The sequence below is a fragment of the Amycolatopsis sp. NPDC050768 genome, assembly GCF_040654155.1.
Classification (GTDB): Bacteria; Actinomycetota; Actinomycetes; order Mycobacteriales; family Pseudonocardiaceae; genus Amycolatopsis.
The window spans coordinates 611,098-635,411 of the sequence record NZ_JBFAHL010000002.1; the positions used below are offsets into that span (position 1 = coordinate 611,098).

28 protein-coding genes are annotated in these 24,314 nt (G+C 71.1%); 16 read left to right on the forward strand and 12 right to left on the reverse strand.

The genetic code is table 11. The features are described from left to right. Nucleotides 1-102 precede the first annotated feature (102 nt). Nucleotides 103-963 (forward strand): alpha/beta hydrolase, encoded by an 861-nt coding sequence (locus AB0H62_RS10045; RefSeq protein ID WP_220243015.1) that lies wholly within the window; start codon nucleotides 103-105, stop codon nucleotides 961-963. A gap of 77 nt (nucleotides 964-1,040) precedes the next feature. Here the strand turns inward: AB0H62_RS10045 and AB0H62_RS10050 are convergent, their stop codons facing one another. Further along, the gene (locus AB0H62_RS10050) at nucleotides 1,041-1,619 is read right to left on the reverse strand and encodes a TetR/AcrR family transcriptional regulator (protein WP_360585349.1); all 579 of its coding nucleotides are present in this window, start codon (nucleotides 1,617-1,619) and stop codon (nucleotides 1,041-1,043) included. 195 nt (nucleotides 1,620-1,814) lie between these two features. On the opposite strand from AB0H62_RS10050, the gene AB0H62_RS10055 reads away from it, so the two are divergent. Continuing rightward, the gene (locus AB0H62_RS10055) at nucleotides 1,815-2,060 is read left to right on the forward strand and encodes a hypothetical protein (RefSeq protein ID WP_360585351.1); all 246 of its coding nucleotides are present in this window, start codon (nucleotides 1,815-1,817) and stop codon (nucleotides 2,058-2,060) included. A 10-nt stretch (nucleotides 2,061-2,070) separates the two neighbouring features. On the opposite strand, the gene AB0H62_RS10060 is transcribed toward AB0H62_RS10055, so the two are convergent. Both AB0H62_RS10060 and AB0H62_RS10065 read right to left on the reverse strand, forming a co-directional pair. After that, the gene (locus AB0H62_RS10060) at nucleotides 2,071-2,685 is read right to left on the reverse strand and encodes an MBL fold metallo-hydrolase (RefSeq protein WP_220243018.1); all 615 of its coding nucleotides are present in this window, start codon (nucleotides 2,683-2,685) and stop codon (nucleotides 2,071-2,073) included. Nucleotides 2,686-2,738: 53 nt separating this feature from the next. Next, the gene (locus AB0H62_RS10065; protein WP_360585353.1) at nucleotides 2,739-3,329 is read right to left on the reverse strand and encodes a TetR/AcrR family transcriptional regulator; all 591 of its coding nucleotides are present in this window, start codon (nucleotides 3,327-3,329) and stop codon (nucleotides 2,739-2,741) included. A gap of 139 nt (nucleotides 3,330-3,468) precedes the next feature. Here AB0H62_RS10065 and AB0H62_RS10070 point away from each other — a divergent pair, with 139 nt between their 5' ends. From AB0H62_RS10070 to AB0H62_RS10085, 4 genes are all read left to right on the forward strand, one after another. Then, on the forward strand, nucleotides 3,469-4,653 hold the full coding sequence (locus tag AB0H62_RS10070) for a sialidase family protein (protein ID WP_360585355.1): 1,185 nt from the start codon (nucleotides 3,469-3,471) through the stop codon (nucleotides 4,651-4,653). 70 nt (nucleotides 4,654-4,723) lie between these two features. Continuing rightward, nucleotides 4,724-5,464: an alpha/beta fold hydrolase gene (locus tag AB0H62_RS10075; protein WP_360585357.1), complete on the forward strand. Its 741-nt coding sequence runs from the start codon at nucleotides 4,724-4,726 to the stop codon at nucleotides 5,462-5,464. A gap of 10 nt (nucleotides 5,465-5,474) precedes the next feature. Next, on the forward strand, nucleotides 5,475-5,942 hold the full coding sequence (locus AB0H62_RS10080) for a nitroreductase family deazaflavin-dependent oxidoreductase (protein WP_360585359.1): 468 nt from the start codon (nucleotides 5,475-5,477) through the stop codon (nucleotides 5,940-5,942). Between the two features lie 33 nt (nucleotides 5,943-5,975). Then, nucleotides 5,976-6,308, forward strand: coding sequence for a YciI family protein (locus AB0H62_RS10085; RefSeq protein ID WP_220243022.1), 333 nt, complete (start codon nucleotides 5,976-5,978; stop codon nucleotides 6,306-6,308). A 3-nt stretch (nucleotides 6,309-6,311) separates the two neighbouring features. Here AB0H62_RS10085 and AB0H62_RS10090 read toward each other — a convergent pair whose 3' ends face one another. The 4 genes from AB0H62_RS10090 to AB0H62_RS10105 are packed head-to-tail and all read right to left on the reverse strand — an operon-like array spanning nucleotide 6,312 to nucleotide 9,292. After that, nucleotides 6,312-7,229: a sigma-70 family RNA polymerase sigma factor gene (locus AB0H62_RS10090; protein ID WP_360585361.1), complete on the reverse strand. Its 918-nt coding sequence runs from the start codon at nucleotides 7,227-7,229 to the stop codon at nucleotides 6,312-6,314. Between the two features lies 1 nt (nucleotide 7,230). After that, nucleotides 7,231-7,620 carry an SgcJ/EcaC family oxidoreductase gene (locus AB0H62_RS10095; protein ID WP_220243024.1) on the reverse strand — a complete coding sequence of 130 codons (390 nt, stop codon included), beginning with the start codon at nucleotides 7,618-7,620 and terminating at the stop codon, nucleotides 7,231-7,233. Nucleotides 7,621-7,679: 59 nt separating this feature from the next. Then, on the reverse strand, nucleotides 7,680-8,909 hold the full coding sequence (locus AB0H62_RS10100; RefSeq protein WP_220243025.1) for a sigma-70 family RNA polymerase sigma factor: 1,230 nt from the start codon (nucleotides 8,907-8,909) through the stop codon (nucleotides 7,680-7,682). Beyond that, nucleotides 8,909-9,292, reverse strand: coding sequence for a YciI family protein (locus AB0H62_RS10105; RefSeq protein WP_220243026.1), 384 nt, complete (start codon nucleotides 9,290-9,292; stop codon nucleotides 8,909-8,911). The genes AB0H62_RS10100 and AB0H62_RS10105 overlap by 1 nt, the downstream gene beginning before the upstream one ends. Before the next feature lie 118 nt (nucleotides 9,293-9,410). Between AB0H62_RS10105 and AB0H62_RS10110 the strand changes: the two genes are divergently transcribed. Beyond that, nucleotides 9,411-10,937, forward strand: a complete 1,527-nt coding sequence (locus AB0H62_RS10110) for an MFS transporter (protein WP_360585365.1) — start codon at nucleotides 9,411-9,413, stop codon at nucleotides 10,935-10,937. Here AB0H62_RS10110 and AB0H62_RS10115 read toward each other — a convergent pair. After that, the gene (locus AB0H62_RS10115; RefSeq protein WP_220243028.1) at nucleotides 10,883-11,626 is read right to left on the reverse strand and encodes a TetR/AcrR family transcriptional regulator; all 744 of its coding nucleotides are present in this window, start codon (nucleotides 11,624-11,626) and stop codon (nucleotides 10,883-10,885) included. The two genes, AB0H62_RS10110 and AB0H62_RS10115, sit on opposite strands and share 55 nt — an antisense overlap. Nucleotides 11,627-11,737: 111 nt before the next feature. On the opposite strand from AB0H62_RS10115, the gene AB0H62_RS10120 reads away from it, so the two are divergent. After that, nucleotides 11,738-13,282, forward strand: coding sequence for an FAD-dependent monooxygenase (locus AB0H62_RS10120; RefSeq protein WP_360585367.1), 1,545 nt, complete (start codon nucleotides 11,738-11,740; stop codon nucleotides 13,280-13,282). A 93-nt stretch (nucleotides 13,283-13,375) separates the two neighbouring features. Here AB0H62_RS10120 and AB0H62_RS10125 read toward each other — a convergent pair whose 3' ends face one another. Then, nucleotides 13,376-14,731: an FAD-dependent monooxygenase gene (locus tag AB0H62_RS10125; RefSeq protein ID WP_255638307.1), complete on the reverse strand. Its 1,356-nt coding sequence runs from the start codon at nucleotides 14,729-14,731 to the stop codon at nucleotides 13,376-13,378. Between the two features lie 111 nt (nucleotides 14,732-14,842). On the opposite strand from AB0H62_RS10125, the gene AB0H62_RS10130 reads away from it, so the two are divergent. Further along, nucleotides 14,843-15,403, forward strand: coding sequence for a TetR family transcriptional regulator (locus AB0H62_RS10130; RefSeq protein ID WP_360585369.1), 561 nt, complete (start codon nucleotides 14,843-14,845; stop codon nucleotides 15,401-15,403). 18 nt (nucleotides 15,404-15,421) lie between these two features. Here AB0H62_RS10130 and AB0H62_RS10135 read toward each other — a convergent pair whose 3' ends face one another. Continuing rightward, a complete protein-coding gene (locus AB0H62_RS10135; RefSeq protein WP_220243032.1) occupies nucleotides 15,422-16,042 on the reverse strand; it encodes an L-threonylcarbamoyladenylate synthase in 621 nt (206 codons plus the stop codon). Between the two features lie 73 nt (nucleotides 16,043-16,115). Between AB0H62_RS10135 and AB0H62_RS10140 the strand changes: the two genes are divergently transcribed. The 4 genes from AB0H62_RS10140 to AB0H62_RS10155 all read left to right on the forward strand — a co-directional run bounded on the left by AB0H62_RS10140 (nucleotide 16,116) and on the right by AB0H62_RS10155 (nucleotide 19,117). Further along, complete coding sequence (locus tag AB0H62_RS10140) at nucleotides 16,116-16,835, forward strand: MgtC/SapB family protein (protein ID WP_220243033.1); 720 nt, start codon at nucleotides 16,116-16,118, stop codon at nucleotides 16,833-16,835. A 121-nt stretch (nucleotides 16,836-16,956) separates the two neighbouring features. Further along, nucleotides 16,957-17,913 carry a hypothetical protein gene (locus tag AB0H62_RS10145; protein ID WP_360585372.1) on the forward strand — a complete coding sequence of 319 codons (957 nt, stop codon included), beginning with the start codon at nucleotides 16,957-16,959 and terminating at the stop codon, nucleotides 17,911-17,913. A 127-nt stretch (nucleotides 17,914-18,040) separates the two neighbouring features. Beyond that, nucleotides 18,041-18,757, forward strand: a complete 717-nt coding sequence (locus AB0H62_RS10150; protein WP_360585374.1) for a CPBP family intramembrane glutamic endopeptidase — start codon at nucleotides 18,041-18,043, stop codon at nucleotides 18,755-18,757. Nucleotides 18,758-18,835: 78 nt separating this feature from the next. After that, nucleotides 18,836-19,117 carry a metal-sensitive transcriptional regulator gene (locus AB0H62_RS10155; RefSeq protein ID WP_220243036.1) on the forward strand — a complete coding sequence of 94 codons (282 nt, stop codon included), beginning with the start codon at nucleotides 18,836-18,838 and terminating at the stop codon, nucleotides 19,115-19,117. Between the two features lie 70 nt (nucleotides 19,118-19,187). Here the strand turns inward: AB0H62_RS10155 and AB0H62_RS10160 are convergent, their stop codons facing one another. Next, nucleotides 19,188-21,422 carry a heavy metal translocating P-type ATPase gene (locus AB0H62_RS10160; RefSeq protein ID WP_360585377.1) on the reverse strand — a complete coding sequence of 745 codons (2,235 nt, stop codon included), beginning with the start codon at nucleotides 21,420-21,422 and terminating at the stop codon, nucleotides 19,188-19,190. Between the two features lie 6 nt (nucleotides 21,423-21,428). Beyond that, nucleotides 21,429-21,635, reverse strand: a complete 207-nt coding sequence (locus tag AB0H62_RS10165; RefSeq protein ID WP_220243038.1) for a heavy-metal-associated domain-containing protein — start codon at nucleotides 21,633-21,635, stop codon at nucleotides 21,429-21,431. Nucleotides 21,636-21,747: 112 nt separating this feature from the next. Here AB0H62_RS10165 and cobF point away from each other — a divergent pair, with 112 nt between their 5' ends. The 3 genes from cobF to AB0H62_RS10180 are packed head-to-tail and all read left to right on the forward strand — an operon-like array spanning nucleotide 21,748 to nucleotide 24,144. Continuing rightward, entirely contained in the window at nucleotides 21,748-22,524 is a 777-nt protein-coding gene (cobF, locus tag AB0H62_RS10170; RefSeq protein ID WP_360585379.1) for a precorrin-6A synthase (deacetylating), read from the forward strand. Then, complete coding sequence (locus tag AB0H62_RS10175; RefSeq protein WP_360585381.1) at nucleotides 22,517-23,587, forward strand: serine hydrolase domain-containing protein; 1,071 nt, start codon at nucleotides 22,517-22,519, stop codon at nucleotides 23,585-23,587. The genes cobF and AB0H62_RS10175 overlap by 8 nt, the downstream gene beginning before the upstream one ends. Before the next feature lie 23 nt (nucleotides 23,588-23,610). Beyond that, complete coding sequence (locus AB0H62_RS10180; RefSeq protein WP_360585383.1) at nucleotides 23,611-24,144, forward strand: pyridoxamine 5'-phosphate oxidase family protein; 534 nt, start codon at nucleotides 23,611-23,613, stop codon at nucleotides 24,142-24,144. Nucleotides 24,145-24,314: the final 170 nt, after the last annotated feature.

Below are 24,314 nucleotides of genomic sequence, written 5' to 3' on the forward strand. Positions count from 1 at the left end.
CCGAGACACCCCGTTTAGGTGATGCACGTCATCTATCGATCATAAATAGATGAGGGGCATAATATAAACCAGCAGATCGACCCAGTCGAAGGAGTCCCGGAGATGTCGCAGACCATCACCCCCAGCCAGCTGACCACCCCGAACCTCACCATCGAGGCCGGCAACGGCGTGACCTACGCCTACCGCCGCTTCGGCAACACCGAGCGCGACGTGCGCCCGCTCGTGTTCCTGCAGCACTTCCGCGGCAACCTCGACAACTGGGACCCGCAGCTGGTCGACGCGATCGCAGCCGAGCGCGAGGTGATCCTGTTCGACAACACCGGCGTCGGCGGCAGCTCGGGCGCCACCCCGCGCACCATCACCGCCATGGCGCACGACGCGCTGGCCTTCCTCGACGCGCTCGGGCTCACCGACGTCGACGTGCTCGGCTTCTCACTCGGCGGGTTCGTCGCGCAGGAACTCACCCTCATCCGGCCCCTGCTGGTGCACCGGCTCGTGCTCGCCGGCACCAGCCACGAAGGCGGCTTCGGCTTCCACACCTGGACCGGCGAGACCGGCACCGCCGCCAAGTCCGACGAGCCCGCCGCCGAGCACCTGCTGCACCTGTTCTTCGCGAAGACCCCGACCGGCGTCGCGAAGGGCTGGGAGTTCGTACAGCGCATCTTCACCCGCACCGAGGACCGCGACGAGGGCGTCTCGCTCGCCACCCGCGACGCGCAGCTCGACGCGATCACCTCGTGGGGCATCCCGGACCCGAGCCGCCTCGCGCGCCTCGCCGCCATCACGCAGCCGACGCTGGTCGCCAACGGGGACAACGACATCATGGTCCCCACACCCAACTCGAAGGTCCTGGCGGACCACCTGCCCAACGCCCGCCTGGCGATTTACCCGGGCGCCGGCCACGGCTTCCTGTTCCACTACGCCACCGAGTTCGCCGGCGACGTCAACGCCTTCCTCGGCTGATCCTCCACAACAGACAATGGTCCGGCACCACCGTGCCGGACCATTGTCGTGCGTTCACACAAGAATCCACAAAGGACTCACTCGTGCACGGTCTCGACCACCCGCCGGCGCGCGGCTTCCAGGAACTCGTCCGACAGCGGATCCCCCGCCGTCCCCCGGGCCAGGTACAGCGCGCCCACCAAGGTCGCCAGCGTCGCCATGTGGTCCTCCCGCGTGGCGGACTCACCGTCGAACTCGGCGAGCACGTCGAGGAAAGTCCGCACGCCATCGGCATACGACTTGCGCAGCGGGCTCCCCTGCTCGTCCCGCGCCGCCTCGCCACCGAGCGCCGTGGCGGGACAGCCTTCGCCAGGCGTATCCCGGGATTCCTGCGACATGTACGAAGCCGCCAGCTCCGCGCGACGCTCGCTCACCGACGCCTCGGGGATCTGCCGCAGCTGCGCCGCGAGCTGCTCGAACGCCTCCGCCGCCGCCTCCCCGGCCAGCGCCTCCTTCGACGCGAACTGCCGGTAGAACCCGCCCTGCGTGAGGCCCACTTCGCCCATCAGTTCGGCCACACTGACGCCGCCGACGCCCCGCTCGCGGAACAGCCGCGCGGCTGCCGTGACGACCTCACTGCGGTGCCGATCGGCCTCGGCTCGTGACACGCGTCCCATGCGTCCTCCTCAAGGGAAACCTCTCCCCATGATATATGAGGACCGTCATCTTTTCCCCGTCGACGACCGTGACGCCCACGACAGCGCGGCCACGCCCCCCATGACACGTTGGGGTGACTCAAGGGGTGGAAACACCGGAATCCGGGCATTTTCCCGAAAGCGGAAACCCCGCATTCGAAGGAAAGGACGGCGAAGATGAAAACTCGAATCGCTTCCTGGGCCACAGCCGGCGCACTCGTGTGCGGCGGCCTGGTGGCCACAGCCCTGCCCGCGGCGGCCGACCAGGTGCCCGGCAACCCGGACCGGTTCTACGCCTACTGTTCCATCGACGTGCTCGGTTTCCCCTTGGCCTGCACGGAAACCGACGCCAAGCACGCGTCGCACGAGTGTTCCTACGTGCTCTACGGCGTGGACCTCACGATCGCCTGCGAAAGAATCTGACCACGGGCGCTCAAATCTGGCCGGCCCACGATTCCACGCGCTCGGTCCCGATGTCGGTGTCGTATCCGTGACCCGGGTGCACCACCGTTTCATCGGGCAGCACGAGCAATTTCCGGCGCACCGAATCATGCAGCGTCGATCGGCTCGACATCACGTCGCCGGTCATGCCCGGGCCGCCGGACAGGAGCGTGTCGCCGCTGAAGAGCAAGCCTTCGTCGGGCAGGTGCAAACACACCGAACCCGCCGTGTGACCCGGGGTGTGCAGCACGACCACCGGTGAGCCGGCGACGGTGAGCACCTGCCCGTCGGCCAGCTCGGCGTCGGGGCGGCGGCCGGGGTTGACCGTGGCCCACAGCTTGGCGTCGCCGGGGTGCAGCAGCACGGGCGCACCCGTCGCGTCGGCCAGGGCGAGCGCGGCGTCGGCGTGGTCGTTGTGCGCGTGGGTGCACAGGATGCCCAGCACGTCGCGCCCGTCGATCGCGGCGGCGATGGCGGTCGAGTCGAATCCGGCGTCGACCACCAGCACCTCCTCCTCGTCGCCGAGGAGCCAGATGTTCGTGTCGACGGCGAAAGACACCCCGTCGAAGCGGTAGTTCCCGGCGGTCACCGTGAGATCGACGTCCACGCCCGGGACGATCGCACGCACCACGAGCCGCGGTGGTCTCAAATAGCGACAGCTCAGCGCGGGCGCAGCCCGTCGACAAGCGTCGCGATGGTCTCGTCCACCAGCTGCGCCACCGGCCGCGCCCCACTCATGCCGCTGGTCACCAGAGACGCGAGCCCCTGCAGCGTCGCGAAGATCGCGAACGCCACGTGCTCACCCGCCACCACGTCGCCGCCCGCCTGCGCGCGGGCGATCATCGCCGACGTCGCGGCGAACGTCCGGTCCGCCACCGCCCGCAGGTCACGGGCGTCCTCGCGGTTTTTCGCCGCGAACATCAGGTCCAGCAGCGCCGGCCGCCGCGTCGCGAACCCGACCCACGCACGCGCGAAGGCCAGCAGCGAGGCGGCGAACGGCGCGCCGTCGTCCGCGCGCGCCACCTCGAGCTCGTGCCCCAGCTGCTCGAAACCCCGCTCCGCGAGCGCGTCGAGCAAAGCCCGCTTGTCCGCGAAGTGCTGGCGCGGCGCGCCGTGGCTCACCCCCGCGTCGCGCGCCAGCTGCCGCAGCGACAGCTCGTCGGGCCCCGACTCCTCCAGCACCCGCTCGGCGTTCTCGAGCAGCACCGCCCGCAGGTTGCCGTGGTGGTAGCTGGTGCGCGCCTCCGTCATGGCCGGAACCCTACGCGAGTGTAGGCAGCGACAACACCTTGACGAACCCCGCACCGCTCCCTAGGTTGTCCGGACATAGGACGTCGGACATCCCATGTCCTGTGTCTCTCCCCCATCCCCACTGACGAGGAGGCGGAACGTGTCACCGATCCGCAGGTTCGGGACGACTCTTCTCGCGGCAGCCGCACTCGGGCTGTCGTTCACCCCCGCGGCCACGGCCGCACCCACGCACCACGGCTGCGCGTCGTCGGTGCCCTTCACCTCCGGCTCCGAGGGCTACGACACCTTCCGCATCCCCGCGGTGGTGCGCGCCGCCGACGGGTCGCTGGTGGCGTTCGCCGAAGGCCGGCGCGATTCGGCCGGCGACTCCGGCGCCATCCAGACCGTGTCGAAAACCTCGCGCGACGGCGGCTGCACCTGGAGCCCGCCGACCGTCGTGGACAGCAACGGCGACAACACCGCCGGCAACCCCACACCGGTCGTGGCGCGCGACGGCGAGCTCGTGCTGCTGACCGTCCACAACGGACCGGTCAGCGAAGCGCAGATCATGTCCGGCACCGCGTCCGCGCAGGACACCCGCCGCGTGTTCGTGTCCAGCAGCCGCGACAACGGCCGCACCTGGACGCCGGCCCGCGACATCACCTCCGAAACCAAACTGCCCACCTGGCGCTGGTACGCCACCGGTCCGGGGCACGCCACGCTGCTGCGCCACGGCCCGCACGCCGGCCGGATCGTGGTGCCCGCCAACCACTCCAGCGCTTCCCCCGCCGGTTCCACCGACATCGGCACGGAGGCGAACTACTACGGCGGCCACGACCTCTACAGCGACGACAACGGCCGCACCTGGCACATCGGCTTCACCGACGACCGCACCGACGGCGTGATCGCCGCCAACGAGACGTCGATGACCGAGCTGCCCACGGGCGCGCTGTACTTCACCAGCCGCAACCAGGGCTCCGCCGCCGACCACCGCGTCGACGGCTACAGCTTCGACGGCGGGAAGACACTCGTGCGGCCGTACCAGGTGCAGCCGGGGATCTCCGGCACGAAGGTGGAAGGCAGCGTGCTGCAGACCACGATCCCCTGGCTGCTGCTGTACTCCGGCCCGGCCGACCCGGCCACCCGCGCGGTGATGCAGCTGCGGCTCAGCTCCGACGGCGGGCGCACGTGGCACGCGGGCCGCACGCTGACGAGCAATCCGGCGGGCTACTCCGACCTCGTGCAAGCCGACCCGGCGACGGTCGGCCTGCTCTACGAGACGGGCACCGCCGGCCCGTACGAAAGCGTGGTGTTCCAGCGCATCCCGCTCACCGACGTGCGCTGACCCACACCTCGGTCCTGCCGCGCCTGGGGGTGCGGCAGGATCGGGGGCCGGTGCGGAAGGGGGCACGGCGATGACCGAAGACCGGTGGATCCGGCGCTACCACCCGGCGGACGACGCACCGGCGCGGCTGGTGTTCCTCCCGCACGCGGGCGGATCGGCGTCGTTCTTCCACCCGTTCTCGAAGGCACTCTCGCCCGACGTCGACGTGCTCGCCGTGCAGTACCCCGGCCGCCAGGACCGGTTCGGCGAACCGCCGTTCACGCGGATCCCGGACCACGCCGACGCGATCACGCAGGCGTTGCTGCCGTGGCTCGACGTGCCCGTGGTGCTCTTCGGCCACAGCATGGGCGCCACCCTCGCGTACGAAGTCGGCCTCCGGCTGGAAGCACGCGGGTCTGGGCCGCACGCCGTCGTCGTCTCCGCTCGCCGCGCCCCGTCCCGCCCGGGCGACGACACCCGACACCTGCTCGACGACAACACCCTGCTCGCCGAAGTCGCGAACCTCAGCGGCACCGACCCGCGCGTGCTCGCCGACGAAGAGCTGCGCGCCCTGATCCTCCCCGCGCTGCGCGCCGACTACACCGCCGTCGAAACCCACACCCACCCCGACGCCCCGCCGCTCGCCGCGCCGATCCACGCACACGCCGGCGCCGACGACCCGCGCGTGACCCCCGAGGACGTTCGCGCCTGGGCCGCCCACACCACCGGCGGCTTCGACTTCACGACCCACCCGGGCGGCCACTTCTACCTCACCGAACGGCTTCCGGACGTGGTGGCGGCACTGCGGAAGACCCTCGTGATCACCCAGTAGGGTGCGAGAAATGGGACTGCGAAAGCTCCTCACCGGGTTCGGCAAGACCACCGCGTTCGCCGCGCTCGGGCGGGCCCTCGTCCCGGCCGACCGCGTGATGTTGCGCGTGACCGGCGGACGCCTGGGTGTCGGCACGCCGCTGGGTCTGCCGGCCCTGCTGCTGACCACGGTCGGGCGCACGAGCGGCGAGCCGCGCCAGGTGCCGCTGCTCTACGTCGAACGCGACGGGGGCTACGTCGTGATCGGCTCCAACTGGGGCGGCGAGAAACAACCCGCGTGGTCGGCGAACCTGCTCGCCCAGCCCAACGCGACCGTCAGCATGCGCGGGCGCACCACTGAAGTCCGCGGCCGGCTGCTCGAAGGCGACGAGCGCCAGGAGATGTGGGACGCCGTGGCCCGGTACTGGCCCGCCTACGACACGTACGCCGTGCGCGCCGCCCATCGCGAAATCCGGGTGTTCCTCCTCTCGCCCCGGTAGCTTGGGCCATTCGGCCGAGCGAAGGAGAGGCGGATGCCGCACTACGCGATCCTGATCTACGAGCGCGAGACGCCCGGCGGCGGCGCGGATCTCCCGCCCGAGCTGCTCGAAGAGCACGCCCGCGTCGAGGACCGCATCACCGCTTCCGGCGGCACGCTGATCGCCGGGTACGCCACGCAGCCCTCGGCCATGACGCGATCGCTTCGCGGCGCGTCGGTCACCCCCGGCGCCTTCGCGGTGAGCCCGGAGGCCATGGCCGGCTTTTTCATCGTCGACGCGCGCGACCTCGACCACGCCGTGGAGATCGGCGGTTTCGTCCCGGTCCTCGACGGCGGCGTCGAGGTCCGGCCGCTGCTCGGCGGCTGAGTCTCAGCGCGTGAGCACCGGCGCCAGGCCGAACACCTCGAACACCGCGGGGTCCTGGAACACGACGGTGTGCGCGACGCGGCCGTCGGCGATCGAGAACACCTGCAGCGTGTGCAGGCGGAAGTCCGAGCCGTCCCAGCAGTAAGCGGCGAAGGCCGGCTGGCCGTTGGCGTGCGTGCGCTGCAGCTGCCAGCGCGTGCCGCGCATCTCGAACACGCGCGCCATGAAGCGGGCGTAGTCGTCGCGGCCGCGGTACCAGAGCGGGACGGGCGGCATCTCCAGCACGACCTCGTCGGTCAGCAAGGCCACCAACGCCTTGACGTCCGCCTTTTCGAAAGCCCGGACGTAGTCGTCGATCACCTCTTCGCCGGATTCGGTGAGCTCGTCGGCCGACACCCCGGCGACCCCGCTTCGCGCGCGTTGCAACGCGCTGTTCACCGAGGCCGTGGTGGTGCCGAGCAAGTCGGCGACCTCTGCGGCGCTGAAATCGAGCACGTCGCGCAGCACGAGCACAGCGCGTTGACGTGGGGGCAGCAGCTGCATCGCCGCGACGAACGCGAGCCGCACGCCCGAGCGCGCGGCGGTGACGGCGGCCGGGTCGTCGGGCAGCGGCTGCAGCCACGGCACGTCGAACGCCGGTACGAGCGGCTGCAGCGGATCTTCGCTCGGGCCGCCGAGCCCCGTCGGCAACGGACGGCGGGCGCGGCCTTCGAGCGCGGTGAGGCACGCGTTGGTCGCGATGCGGTAGAGCCAGGTCCGGATCGAGGCGCGCGTGCTGTCGTAGCGTTCCCACGCGCGCCAGGCGCGCAGCATCGTCTCCTGCACGAGGTCCTCGGCCTCGTGCACCGAGCCGAGCAGGCGGTAGCAGTGCACCACCAGCTCGGCCCGGTGCGGACCGGTGCTCGCCGCGAAGTCGGGCACGTCAGTGCGCCGGGGCGTTGCTGTAGGCGGCGACCGACCACGAGCCGGCGGCGCGGGTCAGGACCCAGGTGGCGATGCGCTCGCGTTCGGTCGGCAGCGACTCCTCGCCGGCGAACAGGATCCCGGCGCGGCTGACGACGATCGCGGTGTCGCCCTCGACGCGCACGTCCTGCGGCTCGTCGACGCCGCGAGAACCCTTGAGCGGGCCGGCGAACGCGGCGCCCATGTACTCGCGCACTGCGGCGCGGCCCTGGTGGAAGACGCCGGGCATCACCACGGTCGCGTTCTCGGTGTACAGCGCGGCGAACGCCTCGGCGTCGTTGTCGGCCCACGCGGCGTAGAGGCTGGTCAGCAGGTCGCGGATCTCGGCGGGGGTGGCGGTGGTGGTCATCGTGGTGGTCCCTTCCCTGAAGTGGTTTCGCAGGGACGTACCGGCGGGCCGCCCGGAACTCATCGCTGTGCCGGCAGAAACTTCTCGGCTCGCGATTGCAGGTAGCGGCGCTCGGGCAGGCTCGACGTCCGTTTGGCCGCCCGGAGGTAGTGCGCGTGGGCCGCGTCAGTGTCGCCGGCGAGCTCCAGCAGGTGGGCCCGCACGGCGTCGAGGCGATGGCCCTGTTTGAGCCGGCTGTCGTCCTCGACGGTGGCTAGCAGGGCCAGCGCGGCGGCCGGCCCGTCGACCATCGCGACGGCGATCGCGCGGTTGAGCGTCACGACCGGGCTCGGGGCGAGCTCCGCCAGCACGTCGTAGAGCTCGACGATCTGCGGCCAGTCCGTGGTCTCGGTGCTCGCCGCGCGGTCGTGCAGCGCGGCGATCGCGGCCTGCACCTGGTACGGACCCACGGGTCCTCGCTCGAGCGTGCGGCTCACGAGTTCGACGCCCTCGACGATCAGCGGCACCGTCCACAAGCGACGGTCCTGATCGGCCAGCGGCAGCAGTGCGCCCTCGTGCGTCCGCGCGGGGCGGCGGGCGTCGGTGAGCAGCATCAGCGCGAGCAGGCCCGCGACCTCACCGTCGTCGGGCAGGAGCGTGCGCACGGCGCGGGTCAGCCGGATCGCTTCCGCCGTCAGCTCCACTCGGTGCAGTTCCTCGCCCGAAGACGCGGTGTAGCCCTCGTTGAAGATCAGGTACAGCACGTGGAGCACGACCTGCAGCCGCGAAGGCCAGTCCTCGGCCGAAGGCTCGGCAAACGTCGACCCCGCGGCCGCGATGCTCTCCTTCGCGCGCGTGATCCGCCGCATCATCGTGGCTTCGGGCACGAGGAACGCGGTCGCGATCTCAGCCGTGGTCAGGCCCCCGACCGCGCGCAACGTCAACGCGACCTGCGAGCTCGGCGTCACCGCCGGGTGGCAGCAGAGGAACAGCAGCGTCAACGTGTCGTCGTGCTCCGGCGTGCGGTCCGGGCCCGGCCCCGGCACCGCCTGCGTGACCTCCTGGACGGCCAGGTTCTCTTCGCGCCGGCGGCGAGCGCTCTCGCTGCGCCAGAGGTCGGTGAGCCGCCGGGTCGCGACGGTGAGCAACCACGCGCGCGGGTTGTCGGGCACGTCCCCGTCGGCCCACTGCTCGACGGCCGCGAGCAGCGCCTCCTGCACGGCGTCCTCGCAGGCCTCGAACTGGCCGTACCGGCGCACCAGCACCCCGAGCACCTGCGGCACGAGCGGCCGGAGCAGTTCGACGTCCATCAGCCGGACTCGGTCTCGCCCTCGGCTCCGGCGAAGAACGCGACCGGGCGGACCTCGATGCCGAGGCCTTCGATTCCGGCGTCGGGGATCATCGCGGCGACCTCGAGCGCGCGTTCCCGGTTCTCGCACTCAACGAGGTAGAAGCCCGCGAGGAACTCCTTCGACTCGATGAACGGCCCGTCGGTCACGGCCGGGATGCCGCCGCGCACGCGCACCACGGCGCTGTCCGCGGGTGCGCCGAGCGCCTGGGTGTTGATCATCTCCCCCGACGCGCGGATCTTCGCGATGAAGTCCCCGTGCCCGGCCATCACCGAGTCCTTGGTCTCCTCCGAGAGTCCATCCCAGACCTCGGGGTTCATGTGCATCGTCAGCAGAAACTTCACGTCGTCCTCCCCAGGAGCCGGATCCTGAACGGCCTCAACCTAGCGGACGCGACCGTGTCCGGAAGCGCTTCGCCGCTCCGACCCTCGGCCGAAACCACCTTTCGGAAGGGGACCCGAAATGCCCGCCACCCGTCGCGCCTGGCTCGGCCTGGCCGTGCTGATGCTGCCCACGCTCCTGGTCGCGCTCGACATCGGCGTCGTGTTCCTCGCGCTGCCCGCGATCAGCGTCGAGCTTGGCGCGAGCGGGGTGCAGCAGCTCTGGCTCACCGACGTCTACGGCTTCCTGATCGCCGGCTTCCTCATCACCATGGGCACGCTCGGCGACCGGATCGGGCGGCGGAAGCTGCTGCTCATCGGTGCGGCCGCGTTCGGGGTGCTGTCGATCGTGGCGGCGTTCGCGCCCGACGCCGGCACGCTCATCGTCACCCGCGCGTTGCTCGGCATCGCGGGCGCGACGTTGATGCCCTCGACGCTCGCCTTGATCAGCACGCTGTTCCCCGACGCGAAGCAGCGCGGCACGGCGATCTCGCTGTGGGCGTTGTGCCAGTTCGGCGGCGCGGCCCTGGGGCCGGTGCTCGGCGGGGTGCTGCTCGCGCACTTCTGGTGGGGTTCGGTGTTCCTGCTCGGCGCGCCCGTGATGCTCATGCTGCTGGTGGCCGGCCCGCTCGTGCTGCCGGAGCACCGTGGGACCGGCGGCGCTGGCGGCGCTGGTGGCACGAAGCTCGACCCGGCGAGCGTCGTGCTGTCGCTGGCCACTGTGCTGCCGGCGGTGTGGGGGATCAAGGAGCTGGCCACCGGTGGCGGAACCACTGCGGCACTGGCGGTGCTCGCCGGGCTCGGGTTCGGCGTCGCGTTCGTGCGGCGGCAGCGCCGGCTGACGACGCCGTTGCTGGACCTGTCGTTGTTCCGCCGTCCGCAGGTCGGGGCGATCCTCGCGACGATGCTGCTCACCGGCCTGTTCATGGCGGGCACCGGGATGCTCGTGAGCCAGTACTTCCAGCTGGTGCTCGGTCTGTCGCCGCTGACCGCCGCGCTCTGGTACGCGCCCATGGGGCTCGCGATCGGCCTCGGCTGCGTGCTGACGCCGGCGATCGTCCGCCGGGTTTCGCCGCGGGCCGCGATCACCGCGGGGCTGGTGCTGGGCGTCGGCGGGTTCGCGCTGGTCGCGTTCGCGGGGACGGCCGCGGGACTGCTGCCGGCGTCGGCGGGGCTCGCGGTCGTGGCGTTCGGCGACGGGCCGCTGGTCGCGCTGGGCACGGGGATGATCGTGGGCTCGGTGCCGCCGGAGCGCGCCGGCTCGGCCGCGTCGACGTCGGAAACGTGCCTGGAGCTGGGCGCGACGCTCGGTATGGCGCTGCTGGGCTCCCTCGCCGCGGCCGTCTACCGGGCTCTGCTCGTGGTGCCGTCCGGTGTCGACGTGGACCGGGCGCGCGAAAGCCTGGCCGGTGCGGAGACGGTCGGTTCGCCGGCGCTGACGGCGAGTGCGCACGCGGCGTTCGGGTCGGGACTGTCCACAGTGGCCTGGGTGAGCGCGGTCGCGTTCGCGGTGCTGTCGGTGGTTGCGGGAAGGGCGTTGAAGCGGCGGGAGCGTCAGAGCCGGGTGGAGATGCCGTCGAGCAGGCAGTCGAGCCCGAGCGTGAACTGAACGTCTTCGGCGGGGGTGGCCGGGGCGTGCGGGTCGGCGCCCAGGAAGTCCTTGACCACGCGTTCGAGCAGCGGGTAGCGCGGCTGTGCGTCACTGCCGATGTCGACGAACCAGGCGCCGGCGAGCTCCTGGACGTCGTCGAGCCCGCGGAACCCCTGCCGCTGCCACATCTTCATCTCTTCGGTCCGCTGCAGGGCCTGGCCGACGACGTAACCGTCGAGCAGCCGGTGGTAGGAGACCGCGGCCGAGAGGTCCTGGCCCAGGCCGACGAAGGTGCTCAGCACGAACTCCTGGCGGCGGCTCGCGTGCGGCCCGGCGGGCGGGCGCTGGTGCACGAGCTCGGCGAACCAGGGGTGGCGTTTCATCATCGTCCACGAGTCGTGCGAGACCCGGGTGAGATCGGCTCGCCAGTCTCCGCCCGGCTTCTCGGGCGTGGTGACCTCGGCGTTCGCCGCGTCGAGCATGAGGTCGACGAGACCGTCCTTGTTATGCACGTAGCGGTAGAGCGACATGGGCGTGGACGAGCCCAGCTCCTTCGCGACGGCGCGCATGGTGAGTGCGTCGGAACCGCCGGAGTCGGCGATCGCGATCGCGGTCCGCACGATCTCCGCGCGCCCGAGGCCCCACCGTCGTTCGGGCGGTTCGGGCAGCAGCCAGATCGGCGGGGTCGGGGTTCCCTGAGCGCTCAAGCGGCCTCCTGTCGGTTGCGTTGATCCTACTCGGCGTGTACAACGTACATAGAGTGTACGACGTACACATCCGGTTTGGATGTGTACGGGTCAGCCGAGCTGGGGGTTGTCGTGAGCGAACGGACACAGGTGCTGATCAGCGGTGGTGGGGTCGCCGGGTTGACGGCGGGGTTATTGCTGCACCGCCACGGCGTGCGCGCGGTGCTGGTGGAGAAGCACGCGAGCACGTCACCGCAGCCGAAGGCACGGCGGTTCAACCACCGCAGCAACGAGGTGTTCCGCGCGCTGGGCCTGCGCGACGCGGTGGCGGAGGCGAGTGCGCCGCTGGCGTCGTTCGCGGGGATGCTGAGCGGGCCGACGCTGGCCGAGGCGAAGTGGCCGGAGATCACGCCGGCGATGCGGGCGGGCATCGCGCAGTACGGCCGGATGAACGACCACAGTCCGGCGCCGAGCGTGCTGTGCCCGCAGGACGTGCTGGAGCCGGTGCTGCGGCGCGCCGCGGAGGACCGCGGGGTTTCGGTGCGGTTCTCGACGGAGCTGGTGTCGTTCACACAGTCCTCGTCGGGGGTCACCGCGGCGCTGCGTTCTGCCGGGGGCGAGGGCTCGGAGGTGGCAGCCGATTACCTGATCGCGGCCGACGGGGCACGCAGCCCGGTCCGCGAGGCGCTGGGGATTCCGCGCAGCGGCTACGGTCACCTCTCGAACAACCTCGACATCGCGTTCCGCGCCGACCTCACGGAACTGGTGCGGGACAAGAAGTTCAACCTGTGCCAGATCGAGAACCCGGCGGCGTCGGGCGCGTTCGTGTCGGTGAACGGCACCGACCGCTGGCTGTTCTCCACGTCGGACTTCCCCGGCTCTCAGACCCTGGGCGACGACGGCTGGCGCGACCTGCTGCGCGCCGTGGTCGGCGTGCCGGACCTCGACGTGGAGGTGCTGAGCCTGATGCCGTGGGAGTCGGGCATGTACGTGGCCGACCGCTACGCCGAGGGCCGCGTCTTCCTCGCCGGCGACGCCGGGCACGCCATGCCGCCCATGGCCGCGGCCGGCGCGAACACCGCGATCGGCGACGTCCACAACCTGGCGTGGAAGCTCGCGGCCGTGCTCGCCGGGTCCGCGTCACCGGCACTGCTTGACACCTACCACGCCGAACGCCACCCCCTCGGCTACGCGACGGCCGAGTTCTCCAGCCGGGTCAGCGGGCACCTCGGCACCATGATCGCGTCCGTGACCAGCGGCGAAGTCCCCGTCGACCCGGTCACCGCCCTGTTCGGCGCACAGTACGACGAGGGCGCCTTCGTCCCCGACACCCGCGGCCCCGCGCCGTTCGACCGCTACGCCCCCGGCGGCCGTCCCGGCACCCGCGTGCCCCACGCGTGGGTCTCCCCCGGGGTGTCCACTGTGGACCTCGCCGGCCCGGACTTCGCACTCCTGACTCCTCCCGGCGAGACCCACTGGACCGCGACGGCCCGCCACCTCGGCCTCCGCACTGTTTCGGTCCCCGCCCCCGCCTGGCTCGACTCCGTCGCCCTCTCGCCCGACGGCGCCCTCCTCCTCCGCCCCGACGCCGTGGTCGCGTGGCACTCGGCCTCCGCCATCCCCCTCGACGACGCCTGCGCCCGCATCCTCGGCCAACCGGCGGCCGTCGGTGGATGATCACTCGCCCGGGCGGGCGTCCAGCGAGGTTTGCCCACCCCGCTCGGCGCGGCTCACCGGCCGCCCGCGCAGGCGGCCACCAGGCGGCCGGGCTCACCGGCCGAAGTACTCCGCCGGATCCCCCACCCAGCCGACATGCGCATCAGGCCGAACCAGCACCTCCCCGCCATCCCGCGCGAACACCACCCGGTCCGGCAGCCCGGCCGGACGGTGGTCACCGATGTAGACGAAACGGCCTCCCCGCAACTGCTCATACAACCGGCCACCCGGGAGGTCGCGGTCCTCGGCACGAGCGCCGACAAGACGGTCTGCACCAGCCGGCGGCGCGTAGCGGATCCCGACACCCGAGATCACGCCGGCGACGCGGCGGGCGAGCGGGGCCGCGGAGAGGGCGGCACCCAGGAGCCGGTTGCGGGCTTCGCGGAGAACGAGCGGCTTGATCATCGCCAGGCGGATGATCGCGCCGCTGCTGCGGAGGACGAGGCGGCCGACCGGGTGGCGCTCGGCTTCGTAGGTGTCGAGCAGGGTCTCCGGCAGGCGACCGGCCAGCACCTCGGCCAGCTTCCAGCTCAGGTTGGCCGCGTCCTGCAGGCCTGTGTTCATCCCCTGGCCGCCGGCGGGTGAGTGGACGTGGGCGGCGTCGCCGGCGAGGAAGACGTGGCCGGAGCGGTAGTGCGGGGCCTGGCGCTCGTCGCTGTGGAAGCGGGAGAGCCAGCGCGCGTCGTGCATGCCGAGGTCGGTGCCGAGGGAGCGGCGGGTGATGTCGCGGACCTCGTCGAGCGAGAGCGGCGCGTCGTCCGGAACCTGGGAGCGCCGGTCCCAGGCGAAGACGCGGTAGTAGCCGTCGCCGAAGGGGGCGACGAACGCGAAGCCGTCGCCGACGCCGTTGACCATGAGGAGGTCTTCGGGCGGCGAGTCGAGCCGGACGTCGGCCAGCATGATCGACTTCAGCACCGAACGGCCGGGGAACGGCAGGCCGAGCTGGCGGCGCACGACACTGTGCAGCCCGTCGGCGCCGACGAGGTAGCGGGCGCGGTAGAGCTGGCCGTCGGCGGTGGTGACGTCGACGCCGTCGTGGTCCTGGGCGAGCGTGCGCACCTCGGCGCCCCACACGAACTTCGCGCCGAGCCGTTCGGCGCGCGAACGCAGGATCTCCTCGGTGTGGGTCTGCGGCGTGATCAGCAAGTAGCCGTAGCGCGAGGGCAGCTTCGCGAGGTCGATCTCGACCCGGTCGAACAGCCGCAGCTCGCGCAGCCGCGCGCCGGTGGCGATGAGTTCGTCGGCGACGCCGCGTACGTCGAGGTGCTCCAGCGTGCGGGCGTGGACCCCGAACGCCCTGGTCAGGTTCGATCCCGTGGTCCGCCGTTCGAGCACCGTCACGGCCACGCCGGCTTCGGCGAGATCGCCCGCGAGCAGCAGCCCCACGGGTCCGGCTCCGACGACCAGCACTTCCGATTCCATGTCGACCCCCAAGTCAACATCCGTTTGCCAACACCTGTTGGCATCAGTAGACGCCCTGGTAGTAGCCATGTCAACACCCGTTGGCCTACAGTTGTTGGCATGACCTCGGCCCGACCCCGGCGCTCCGACGCGACGCGCGCGGCGATCCTGAACGCCGCCCGCGAACGCTTCGCCGCGGACGGGTACGAGCGCGCGACGATCCGCGCGATCGCGGCCGACGCGGCCATCGACCCGTCGATGGTGATGCGCTACTACGGCTCCAAGGAGAAGCTCTTCGCGGCCGCGGCCCACTTCGACCTGCACCTGCCCGACTTCACGCAGCTGCCGCTCGAAGAAGCCGGCACGCTGCTCGCGCGGCACGTGCTGGCGCGCTGGGCGGGTGACGAGACGTTGTTCGCGCTCCTGCGCGCGGGCGTCACGAACGAGACGGCGGCCGAACGCATGCGCTCGATCTTCGCCGACCAGCTCGGACCGCAGGTCGCGAAGGTGTGCCCGGACCCCGCCGAGGCGCCGGTGCGCGCCGGGCTGATCTCGTCGCAGGTGCTGGGCCTGGCGCTGTGCCGGTTCGTGCTGCGGCTACCGCCGGTCGCGGAGATGACCGAGGACGAGGCCGTGCGCTGGCTCGGGCCGACCCTGCAGCGCTACCTCGTGGGGTACTGACTCAATGGGGTACTGAGCTCACTCGAACCGCGTGGCGTCGCCCGCGCCGTAGCGGACGATCTCCGCCTCGCCGGACGAGAAGTCGACCACCGTGGTCGGCTCGACGCCGCAGTCGCCGGAGTCGAGCACCGCGTCGAGCTGGTGATCGAGCTCTTCCTTGATCTCCCAGCCCTGGGTGAGGGGCTCACCGGAGTCGGGCAGCAGCAGCGTGCTCGACAGGATCGGCTCCCCCAGCTCGGCCAGGAGCGCCTGCGTGACCACGTGCTCCGGGATGCGCACGCCGACGGTCTTCTTCTTCGCGTGCATCAGCCGCCGCGGCACTTCCTTGGTCGCGGGGAGGATGAACGTGTACGGCCCGGGCGTGGTGGCCTTGATCGCCCGGAACACCGTGTTGTCCACGTGCACGAACTGCCCGAGCTGGGCGAAGTCCTGGCAGACGAGCGTGAAGTGGTGCCGGTGGTCGAGCTTGCGGATCGCCCGGATCCGCTCCATGCCCTCCTGGTTGCCGAGCCGGCAGCCGAGCGCGAAGCAGGAGTCGGTGGGGTACGCGATGAGCCCGTCTTCGCGAAGCAGGTCCACGACCTGGGCCAGCGAGCGCCGCTGCGGGTTCTGCGGGTGCACGTCGAAATAGCGGGCCATGCGGCGAGCTTAGGGGTGATCCACCTCGGGGGCCGGGCGGGCCCGCCAGCGAGCGGCGAGGCAAAGTGTCGGCGTGCACGCTCTCTGGTCCACGGACGAACAGTGGTCGCTGCTGCTCCCCGTGCTGCTCGCGCTGGTGCTGAGCACGGCGATCGGCCTCGAGCGCGAGGTCGGCAACAAACAGGCCGGCCTGCGCACGCACACCCTGGTGGGCGTGGGGTCGGCGGTGTTCATGCTCGTGTCGAAGTACGGGTTCGCCGACCTGCTGAACACCGAGCACGTGGCGCTCGACCCCTCGCGGATCGCGGCGCAGATCGTCTCGGGCATCGGGTTCGTCGGCGGCGGGTTGATCTTCGTGCGCCGCGACGCCGTGCGCGGGCTGACGACGGCCGCGACGGTGTGGCTCGCGGCGGCGGTCGGCGTCGCGTGCGGCGCGGGGCTGCCCGTGCTCGCGGTGGCGACGACCGTGGGACTGATCGTGATCACTCGCGGTTTCCCGCCGCTTTCCCGGTTCGTGGCACGGCATCGGCGCGAACCACCCATTCTGCGGCTGAGCTACTCCGACGGGCACGGAGTTTTGCGAAACGTTCTCGCGGGCTGTACCGGACGCGGCTGGGTGGTCCACCAGGTGGCAGTCGACAGGGAGACGGTTTCCGAAGAGGGGCAACGGATCGCGGTCGTCACGCTGCGGTTGCAGGGCCGCGGTGATCTTGCGGAATTGACGGCCGAACTCGCGGAACTGCCCGGCGTGCGGAGCACCGCGACGGGCGCGCAAGATCCACTCGAAGATTGATCGTGTGCCCGCCCCCCACAGCGGCCCGGTCTTCGGGCACACTGGACGGCACACGGAAACCTCGGTGCGGCAAAGGAAACATCGCGCCCGAGGAGAAACCATCCAAATGGGAGGTGAGGCCATGGCCCCCGAAGATGGCGAGGACCTGATGTCCGTCGAGCCCCGTTTCGACCCGGCATGGCGCGGCTTTCACCGAGGCCAGGTCAAGGAATTCGTGGTCTGGGCCCAGGAAGAGCTCCGCCGGGTGGCGGCGGAACGCGACGCGGCGATGTGGCGCGTGGCCCGGCTGGCGGAGCACAACCGCGAGCTGCACGCGACGATCGACCGCATCAGCCGCACGCCCATAGAAGCCGACGCGCTCCAGGAACGATCACGGCGCATGATCGAGCTGACTCGCGAAGAAGCTTCGGAAATCATCACGCGGGCAAAGGAAAAGGCGGAGCAGACGCGGCTCGACGCGGAGGCCGAGGCCGTGCGACTCACCGAGAAGGAACGCGCGCTCGTCGCCGCGACCGAGGAAGATCGCCGCCGCCAGCACGCCGCCCACGAGGAGTTCATGCGCCGCGCCGCCGCCGAACGCGCCGCCGCCGACGAGGCCGCCGTGAAGCAGCGCCGCCGCATGGAGGAAGACCTCACCGAGGCCCTGCACCGGCGCCGCACCGCGACGATCACCGAACTGGACATCCAACGCACGAAAACGCTGCGCGAGCTCGACGCCCACCGCACCGAAACGTTGCGCAACCTGGCTGCCCAGCGCACGGAAACCCTGCGCGACCTGGAGAACCAGCGCACGGAAACCCACCGGGCACTCGCCGCGCAGACCGCCGAAGCGCAGACGGAGGCCGACACCCGGGTCCGCCGCGCGACCGAGCACGCCAACGACATCGTCACCCAGGCCGACGACCGCGTCGCCGAGCTGACAGCCATCCACCACCGCCTGAAAACGGCGCTCACCGGCACCCGCGAGCTCCTGGCGTCGGCGACCGCCGCGCTGGACCCGCGACCCGACGACACCGGCACCGCCGTGCCTGTCCAGCGCCGTAAACCGGCGCTCACCGAGGCGACCACAACCGGCTGACCTGCGGTTGTCTCACTCCCACAACTTCTATCGAGCCGCCTGAGCACGGGGTCGCCGGCCCGGCTTTTCACCCCGGCCCCGGCGTGGAGCGCCCCGCCGAGATCACGCGCGCCCCTAAGTTGGGGCCATGACCATCACCGGGCCGAGGACGTCGACGCGGTTGCTGCTCGTCGTCGTGTGCGTGGTGGTGCTGGCGACGGCGACCACGCTCGCCAACCGGGTGTTGCCGGGCTGGGCGTACCCGGTCTGCGGAGCCGTGACGGCGGCGGTGCTGCTCGCGCTGGCGTTCGGCGCCGGGTACACGCCGGCCGACCTCGGCGTCAGCCGCGCGACGCTCGGGCGGGCGGCCGTCACCGGGCTGGTCGGGGCGGCGTTCTTCCTGGTCGTCTTCGGCATCGCGGCCGTGGTGCCGGCGTTGCGGACCGTCTACGACGACGGGCGCGTCGGCGACCCCGACCTGCTGCAACTGCTGTGGCTCACGCTCGGGCGGATCACGTTCGGCACGGTGATCGTCGAGGAGATCGCGTTCCGCGGCGTGCTGCCGGCGCTGCTCGGCGCGCGCGACGACCGCTGGCGGTGGGGGCCGATCCTCGGGGCGTCGGCGTTCTTCGGGCTGTGGCACTTCCTGCCGGCGCTGGCCGTCGGGCGCAACGCGGCCGTGCACGCAGCACTCGGCGGCATCCCGACGCAGCTGCTGCAGGTGCTCGCGATGGTCGCGGCCGCGGCGGCGGGCGTCTTCCTGTACGCGTGGCGGCACTTCGGCCGGGGAGTACTGGCGTCGGTGCTGGTGCACTTCACGATGAACGTCGGCGGGCTCGTCATCGCGGTGGCCGTCCGGGCGTGAATACGCATACCCCGTATCGGATACGTGGGGTGGGTATACTCGACGACGTACAGGTGCGAACGAAGGGGACGATGCGCGATGACGGGCTACGGCAACGAGCGGGATGCCTATCTGAAGCGTCTGCGCCGCATCGAGGGACAGATCCGAGGCCTGCAGCGCATGGTCGAGGAGGACAAGTACTGCATCGACATCCTCACGCAGGTGTCGGCGGCCACGAAGGCGCTGCAGTCGTTCTCGCTGGAGCTGCTCGACGAGCACTTGGCCACCTGCGTCGTGCAGGCCGCCGCGGCCGGGGGTGAGGAAGCCGACCTGAAGGTTCGCGAGGCCTCCGACGCGATCGCGCGGCTGGTCCGCTCGTAGGTCCGGACAATGAAAAGAGGGGCGCCCCGGCCGGGGCGCCCCTCTTTTTTTCAACGCGGTTCAGCGCGGTTCAGCGTGCGGCGCGGAAGCCGCGCAGGCGGAGACTGTTCGAGACCACGAACACCGACGAGACGGCCATGGCGGCACCGGCGATCATGGGGTTGAGAAGGCCGAACGCCGCCAGCGGCAGGGCCGCGACGTTGTAGGCGAAGGCCCAGAACAGATTGCCCTTGATCGTGGCGAGCGTGCGCCGAGCGAGGCGGATGGCGTCGACCGCGGCGCGGAGGTCACCGCGGACGAGGGTGAGGTCGCCGGCCTCGATGGCGGCGTCGGTGCCGGTGCCCATCGACAAGCCGAGGTCGGCCTGGGCCAGGGCGGCGGCGTCGTTCACACCGTCGCCGACCATCGCGACCACGCGGCCCTCGGACTGCAGCCGCTTGACCACCGCGACCTTGTCTTCGGGCAGGACCTCGGCGATCACCTCGTCGATGCCGGCGGCTTCGGCGATCGCTTGAGCGGCGCCGGCGTTGTCGCCGGTCAGCAGGACCGGCGTGAGGCCGAGGGCGCGGAGTTCGGCGACGGCTTGGGCCGAGGTGGGTTTGATCGTGTCCGCGACGACCAGCACGGCCTTGGCTGCGCCGTCCCAGGCCACGAACACCGCGGTGGCGCCCTGCTGCTCGGCCGCCGCCTTGGCGTCGGCGAGGGAACCGTCGACGTGGATGCCCCAGTCGGCCAGAAAGGCGGCGCGGCCGGCGAGGACGGCGGTGCCGTCGACGAGCCCGGTGACGCCGAGGCCCTCGGTCGAGCGGAACTCCTGGACCGTGGGCAGCTCGCCGATGCGGTCACGGGCACCGGCCACGATGGCCTTGGCGATGGGGTGTTCCGAGGCGTCTTCGACGGCTCCGGCGTAGCGCAGGACCTCGGCTTCGGTGATGCCATCGGCGGGGTGGACGCCGGTGAGGCTCATGCGGCCGGTGGTGATGGTGCCGGTTTTGTCGAGCACGACGGTGTCGACGCGGCGGGTGGACTCGAGCACCTCGGGGCCTTTGATCAGGATCCCGAGCTGGGCTCCGCGGCCGGTGCCGACCAGCAGCGCCGTGGGCGTGGCGAGGCCGAGCGCGCAGGGGCAGGCGATGATCAGCACGGCGACCGCGGCGGTGAAGGCTTCGGCGACGTCGCCGCCACTCGCCAGCCACGCGACGAGCGTGATCAGGGCGAGCATGAGGACGATCGGGACGAAGATCCCGGATACGCGGTCGGCCAGCCGCTGCACGGCGGCCTTGCCGTTCTGGGCCTCCTCGACGAGCCGCGCCATCTGGGCGAGGCGGGTGTCGTCGCCGATCCGGGTTGCTTTCACGACCAGCCGGCCGCCGACGTTCACGGTCGCGCCGGTCACGGCGTCGCCGGTGGCGACTTCGACGGGCACGGATTCGCCGGTGATCATGCTGACGTCGACCGCGGAGCTGCCCTCGGTGACCACGCCGTCGGTGGCGATCTTCTCCCCGGGCCGCACGACGAAGGTGTCGCCCACTCGCAGCTCGCTCACGGGGACGCGGCGTTCGGTGCCGTTCGCCAGGACGGTGACGTCCTTCGCGCCGAGTTCGAACAACGCGCGCAAGGCGGCGCCGGAGCGGCGCTTGGCTCGGGCTTCGAAGTAGCGGCCGGCCAGGATGAACGTGGTCACGCCGGAGGCGACCTCGAGGTAGATGCTGTTCGTGCCCATCCCTGGGGTCACGGTGAGGGTGAAGGCGTCGCGCATGCCGGTCATGCCGGCGGTGCCGAAGAACAGGGCGTAGAGCGACCAGAGCGTGGCGGCGGAGACACCGAGGGAGATCAGCGTGTCCATGGTCGCGGCGCCGTGGCGCAGGTTGGTCCACGCGGCGCGGTGGAACGGGAACGCGCCCCACACCACGACCGGCGCGGCCAGGGTGAGCGAGAGCCACTGCCAGTTGTCGAACTGCAACGCGGGGACCATCGCGAGCAGGATCACCGGCACCGTCAGCAGCGCCGAGTAGACCAGCCGGTCCCGCAGGGGACGCGTCTCGTCCTCCGGCTCGGAGGCTTCGGGCTTCTCGGGTTCGGGGCGCTGCGCCGTGTAGCCGGTGGCCTCGACGACACCGACCAGGTCGTCGACCGAAATCGTGGCGGGGAACTCGACGTGGGCCTTCTCGGTGGCGTAGTTGACGCTCGCCGTGACCCCGTCGACCTTGTTCAGCTTGCGTTCCACGCGGGCGGCGCACGAAGCGCACGTCATCCCGCCGATGACGAGCTCGACCGTCTGCGGAGCGTGTGTCGTCGTGGTCATGGCGGCCTACGCGACGAGCCGGTAGCCGGCCTCGGTCACGGCCGCCGAGACGGCGTCCACGGCCAGCGGCTGCTCGCTGACGACCTTCACCGCGCCCGACGCGAGGTCCACGTCGACTTCCCGGACACCGGCGAGCTCTCCGACCTCTTCACGCACCGCGCCGACGCAGTGCGCGCAGGTCATACCCTCGACGGTGTAGGTGGCTTCGGTCATCACCGGCTCCTTCGTGCTGTGGCGTTCCTAATCTCTTTATACCCCTCCGGGGTAGGGGTTCACCACGTGGGCCGCCTGTGGGACCGGTTACCCGGCCCGGCAGACTGCGGTGATGCGGAAGCTGTACGCGATCGGGATCGGGGCCGGCGATCCGGAACACCTCACCGTCCAGGCGATCGACCGCCTCAACCGCGTCGACGTGTTCTTCGTCCTCGACAAGGGCTCCGCGAAGGCCGACCTCGTGCGGCTGCGCCAGGACATCCTGTCGCGCTTCGTCACACGCCCCGGCTACCGCGTGGTCACCGCCACGGACCCCGACCGCGATCGCACGCCGTCCGACTACCGCGCTGCCGTCGCCGACTGGCACGAGCTCCGCACGGACGTCTACGAGCGTCTCATCCGCGACTCCCTCGGCCCCGACGACACCGGCGCCTTCCTCGTCTGGGGCGACCCGTCGCTGTACGACAGCACCATCGCCCTCATCGAGGCAGTGCTCGCGCGCGGCAACGTCGCTTTCGACTACGAGGTGGTCCCCGGCGTGAGCAGCATCTCCGCGCTCGTCGCCCGCCACCGCACGACGATGAACCAGATCGGCCGCGCCGTCCAGCTCACCACCGGCCGCCGCCTCGCCACGGGCTGGCCGGCCGACGCCGACGACGTCTTCGTCCTGCTCGACGCGCACACTACCTTCGACCGGTTCACCGACCAGGGCCTGCACATCTACTGGGGCGCGTACGTCGGCACCCCGGACGAGATCCTGCTGTCGGGCCCCCTGGACTCCGCGTTGGCCGCGCGCCTCCGCTCGGTCCGTGCGGACGCCCGCGAAAAGCACGGCTGGATCATGGACACGTACCTGCTGCGCCGGCCGGTGGACCGTAGCGATGGGTGAGCTCCAGGACCGGATTCAACGCCGGCTCGACACTTTGGTCGGCACCGGCGCGGAGACCGGTCTGCAGGTCGCCGTCTACGAGGACGGCGCGCTCATTGTCGACGCGGTGGCGGGCACGGCCGAGCCGGGGCGACCGCTCACCTCCGGCACGCCGATCTTCAGCTTCTCCACCGCCAAGAACGTGGCGGCCACGCTCGCCCACCTGCTCGTTGCGCGGGGTTTCCTCGACTACGACAGCCCGGTCACGGACCTCTGGCCCGAGTTCGGCGCACACGGCAAGGCCACGGCGACGCTCCGGCACGTGCTGACCCACACGGTCGGACTGCCGGCCATGCCGCGCGAGATCACCCCGCGCGAGCTTCCCGACTGGTCCAGGGTGTGCGAGTCGCTGGCCGCCGCCGAGCCGCGCTGGCCGCCGGGGACCGCCACGGGCTACCACTCGTTCACCTTCGGCTACCTCGTCGGCGAGCTGGCCCGCCGTGCGACCGGACGGTCCATGTCCGAGTTGCTGCGCGAGTGGATCACAGTGCCGCTCGGGATCGAGGGGCAGCTCTACTTCGCCGCTCCGGAGGAGGTGCTGGCGGGTTTCGCGCGCCTCGAGCAGCAGGCTTCGCACTGGCCGGCCGCCCCGATCCTCGCCCCCTGGGAAAGCCGGCCGAGTGCCGATTTCGGAAACACCGACACGATCCTGCGCGCCGATATTCCGTCCGTGGGTACGGCCACCGCGCACGGCCTCGCCGCGATGTACAACGCCGTGCTGCAAGGCACGCTCGTGGATTCCGCGCGGTTGACCGAACTGTCCGCGCTCGCCTTCGAGGGCACAGACCAGGTCTTCGGCAACCCGGCGCGCATGGCCCTGGGCTTTCCGCTCGGCCGCATCGGCGCCCCGGCCGAGGAGAACTCCGCGGCCTTCGGCTGGCCAGGCGGGGGCGGCAGCTACGCCTACGCCGACCCCGCTCGCGGAGTCGCCTTCGCCCTGACGAAAACCCGGCTCGTACCGAACTTCGACACCGCGCTGTCGGTCACCGCGATCCTCGCCGACCATCTGTCCGGGACCCGTTGAGCTTCCGCACGAAGGAGAAAATGATGTCCACTCCTACTGCTGACAACTCGAGCGTGCCGCAGACCAGCATCGGTCCGTTCTCCTCGCCGGGCGCCAGCCCGACTCCGTGGGAGGCGACGGAGTGGGCACTGCGTCACATCCAGAAATTCCACCTGTGCACGGTGCGCCGCGACGGCCGCCCCCACGTGACACCGCTGCTGGCGATCTGGGCGCTCGGCGCGATGTGGTTCACCACAGGCGACCGCGAGCAGAAAGCCAAGAATCTCAGCTCCAACCAGGCCTGCACACTGAGCACCGGAACCGGCACCCTGACCGGCATGGACTACATCGTCGAAGGCACCGCGAGCCTCGTCACCGACCAGGCCACCAGGGAAACCGGGGCGACGGCGTTCGAGCAGGCCTACGGCTGGCAATTCACCCGCGAGGACGGAACGTGGTACCAACTCGGCGACGCCATCAGGACCGGGAACGTTCAGCTCTACCGGGTCCAGCCCGACAAGGCTTTCGCCTTCGCGACCGGTAGCGAGTCGTCGCAGACTCGCTACCGCTGGAGCTGAGTCGTGGACCCGCCGGCGGCGGTCGAAAAGGTGCGGAAATAGAGTTAGGCCCCGGGAGAACCGTGAAGATTCTCAACCGGGGCCTAACCCTGACATTTAGTTCGGCGGCGTCCTACTCTCCCACAACCCTTCGGTTGCAGTACCATCGGCGCTACCAGGCTTAGCTTCCG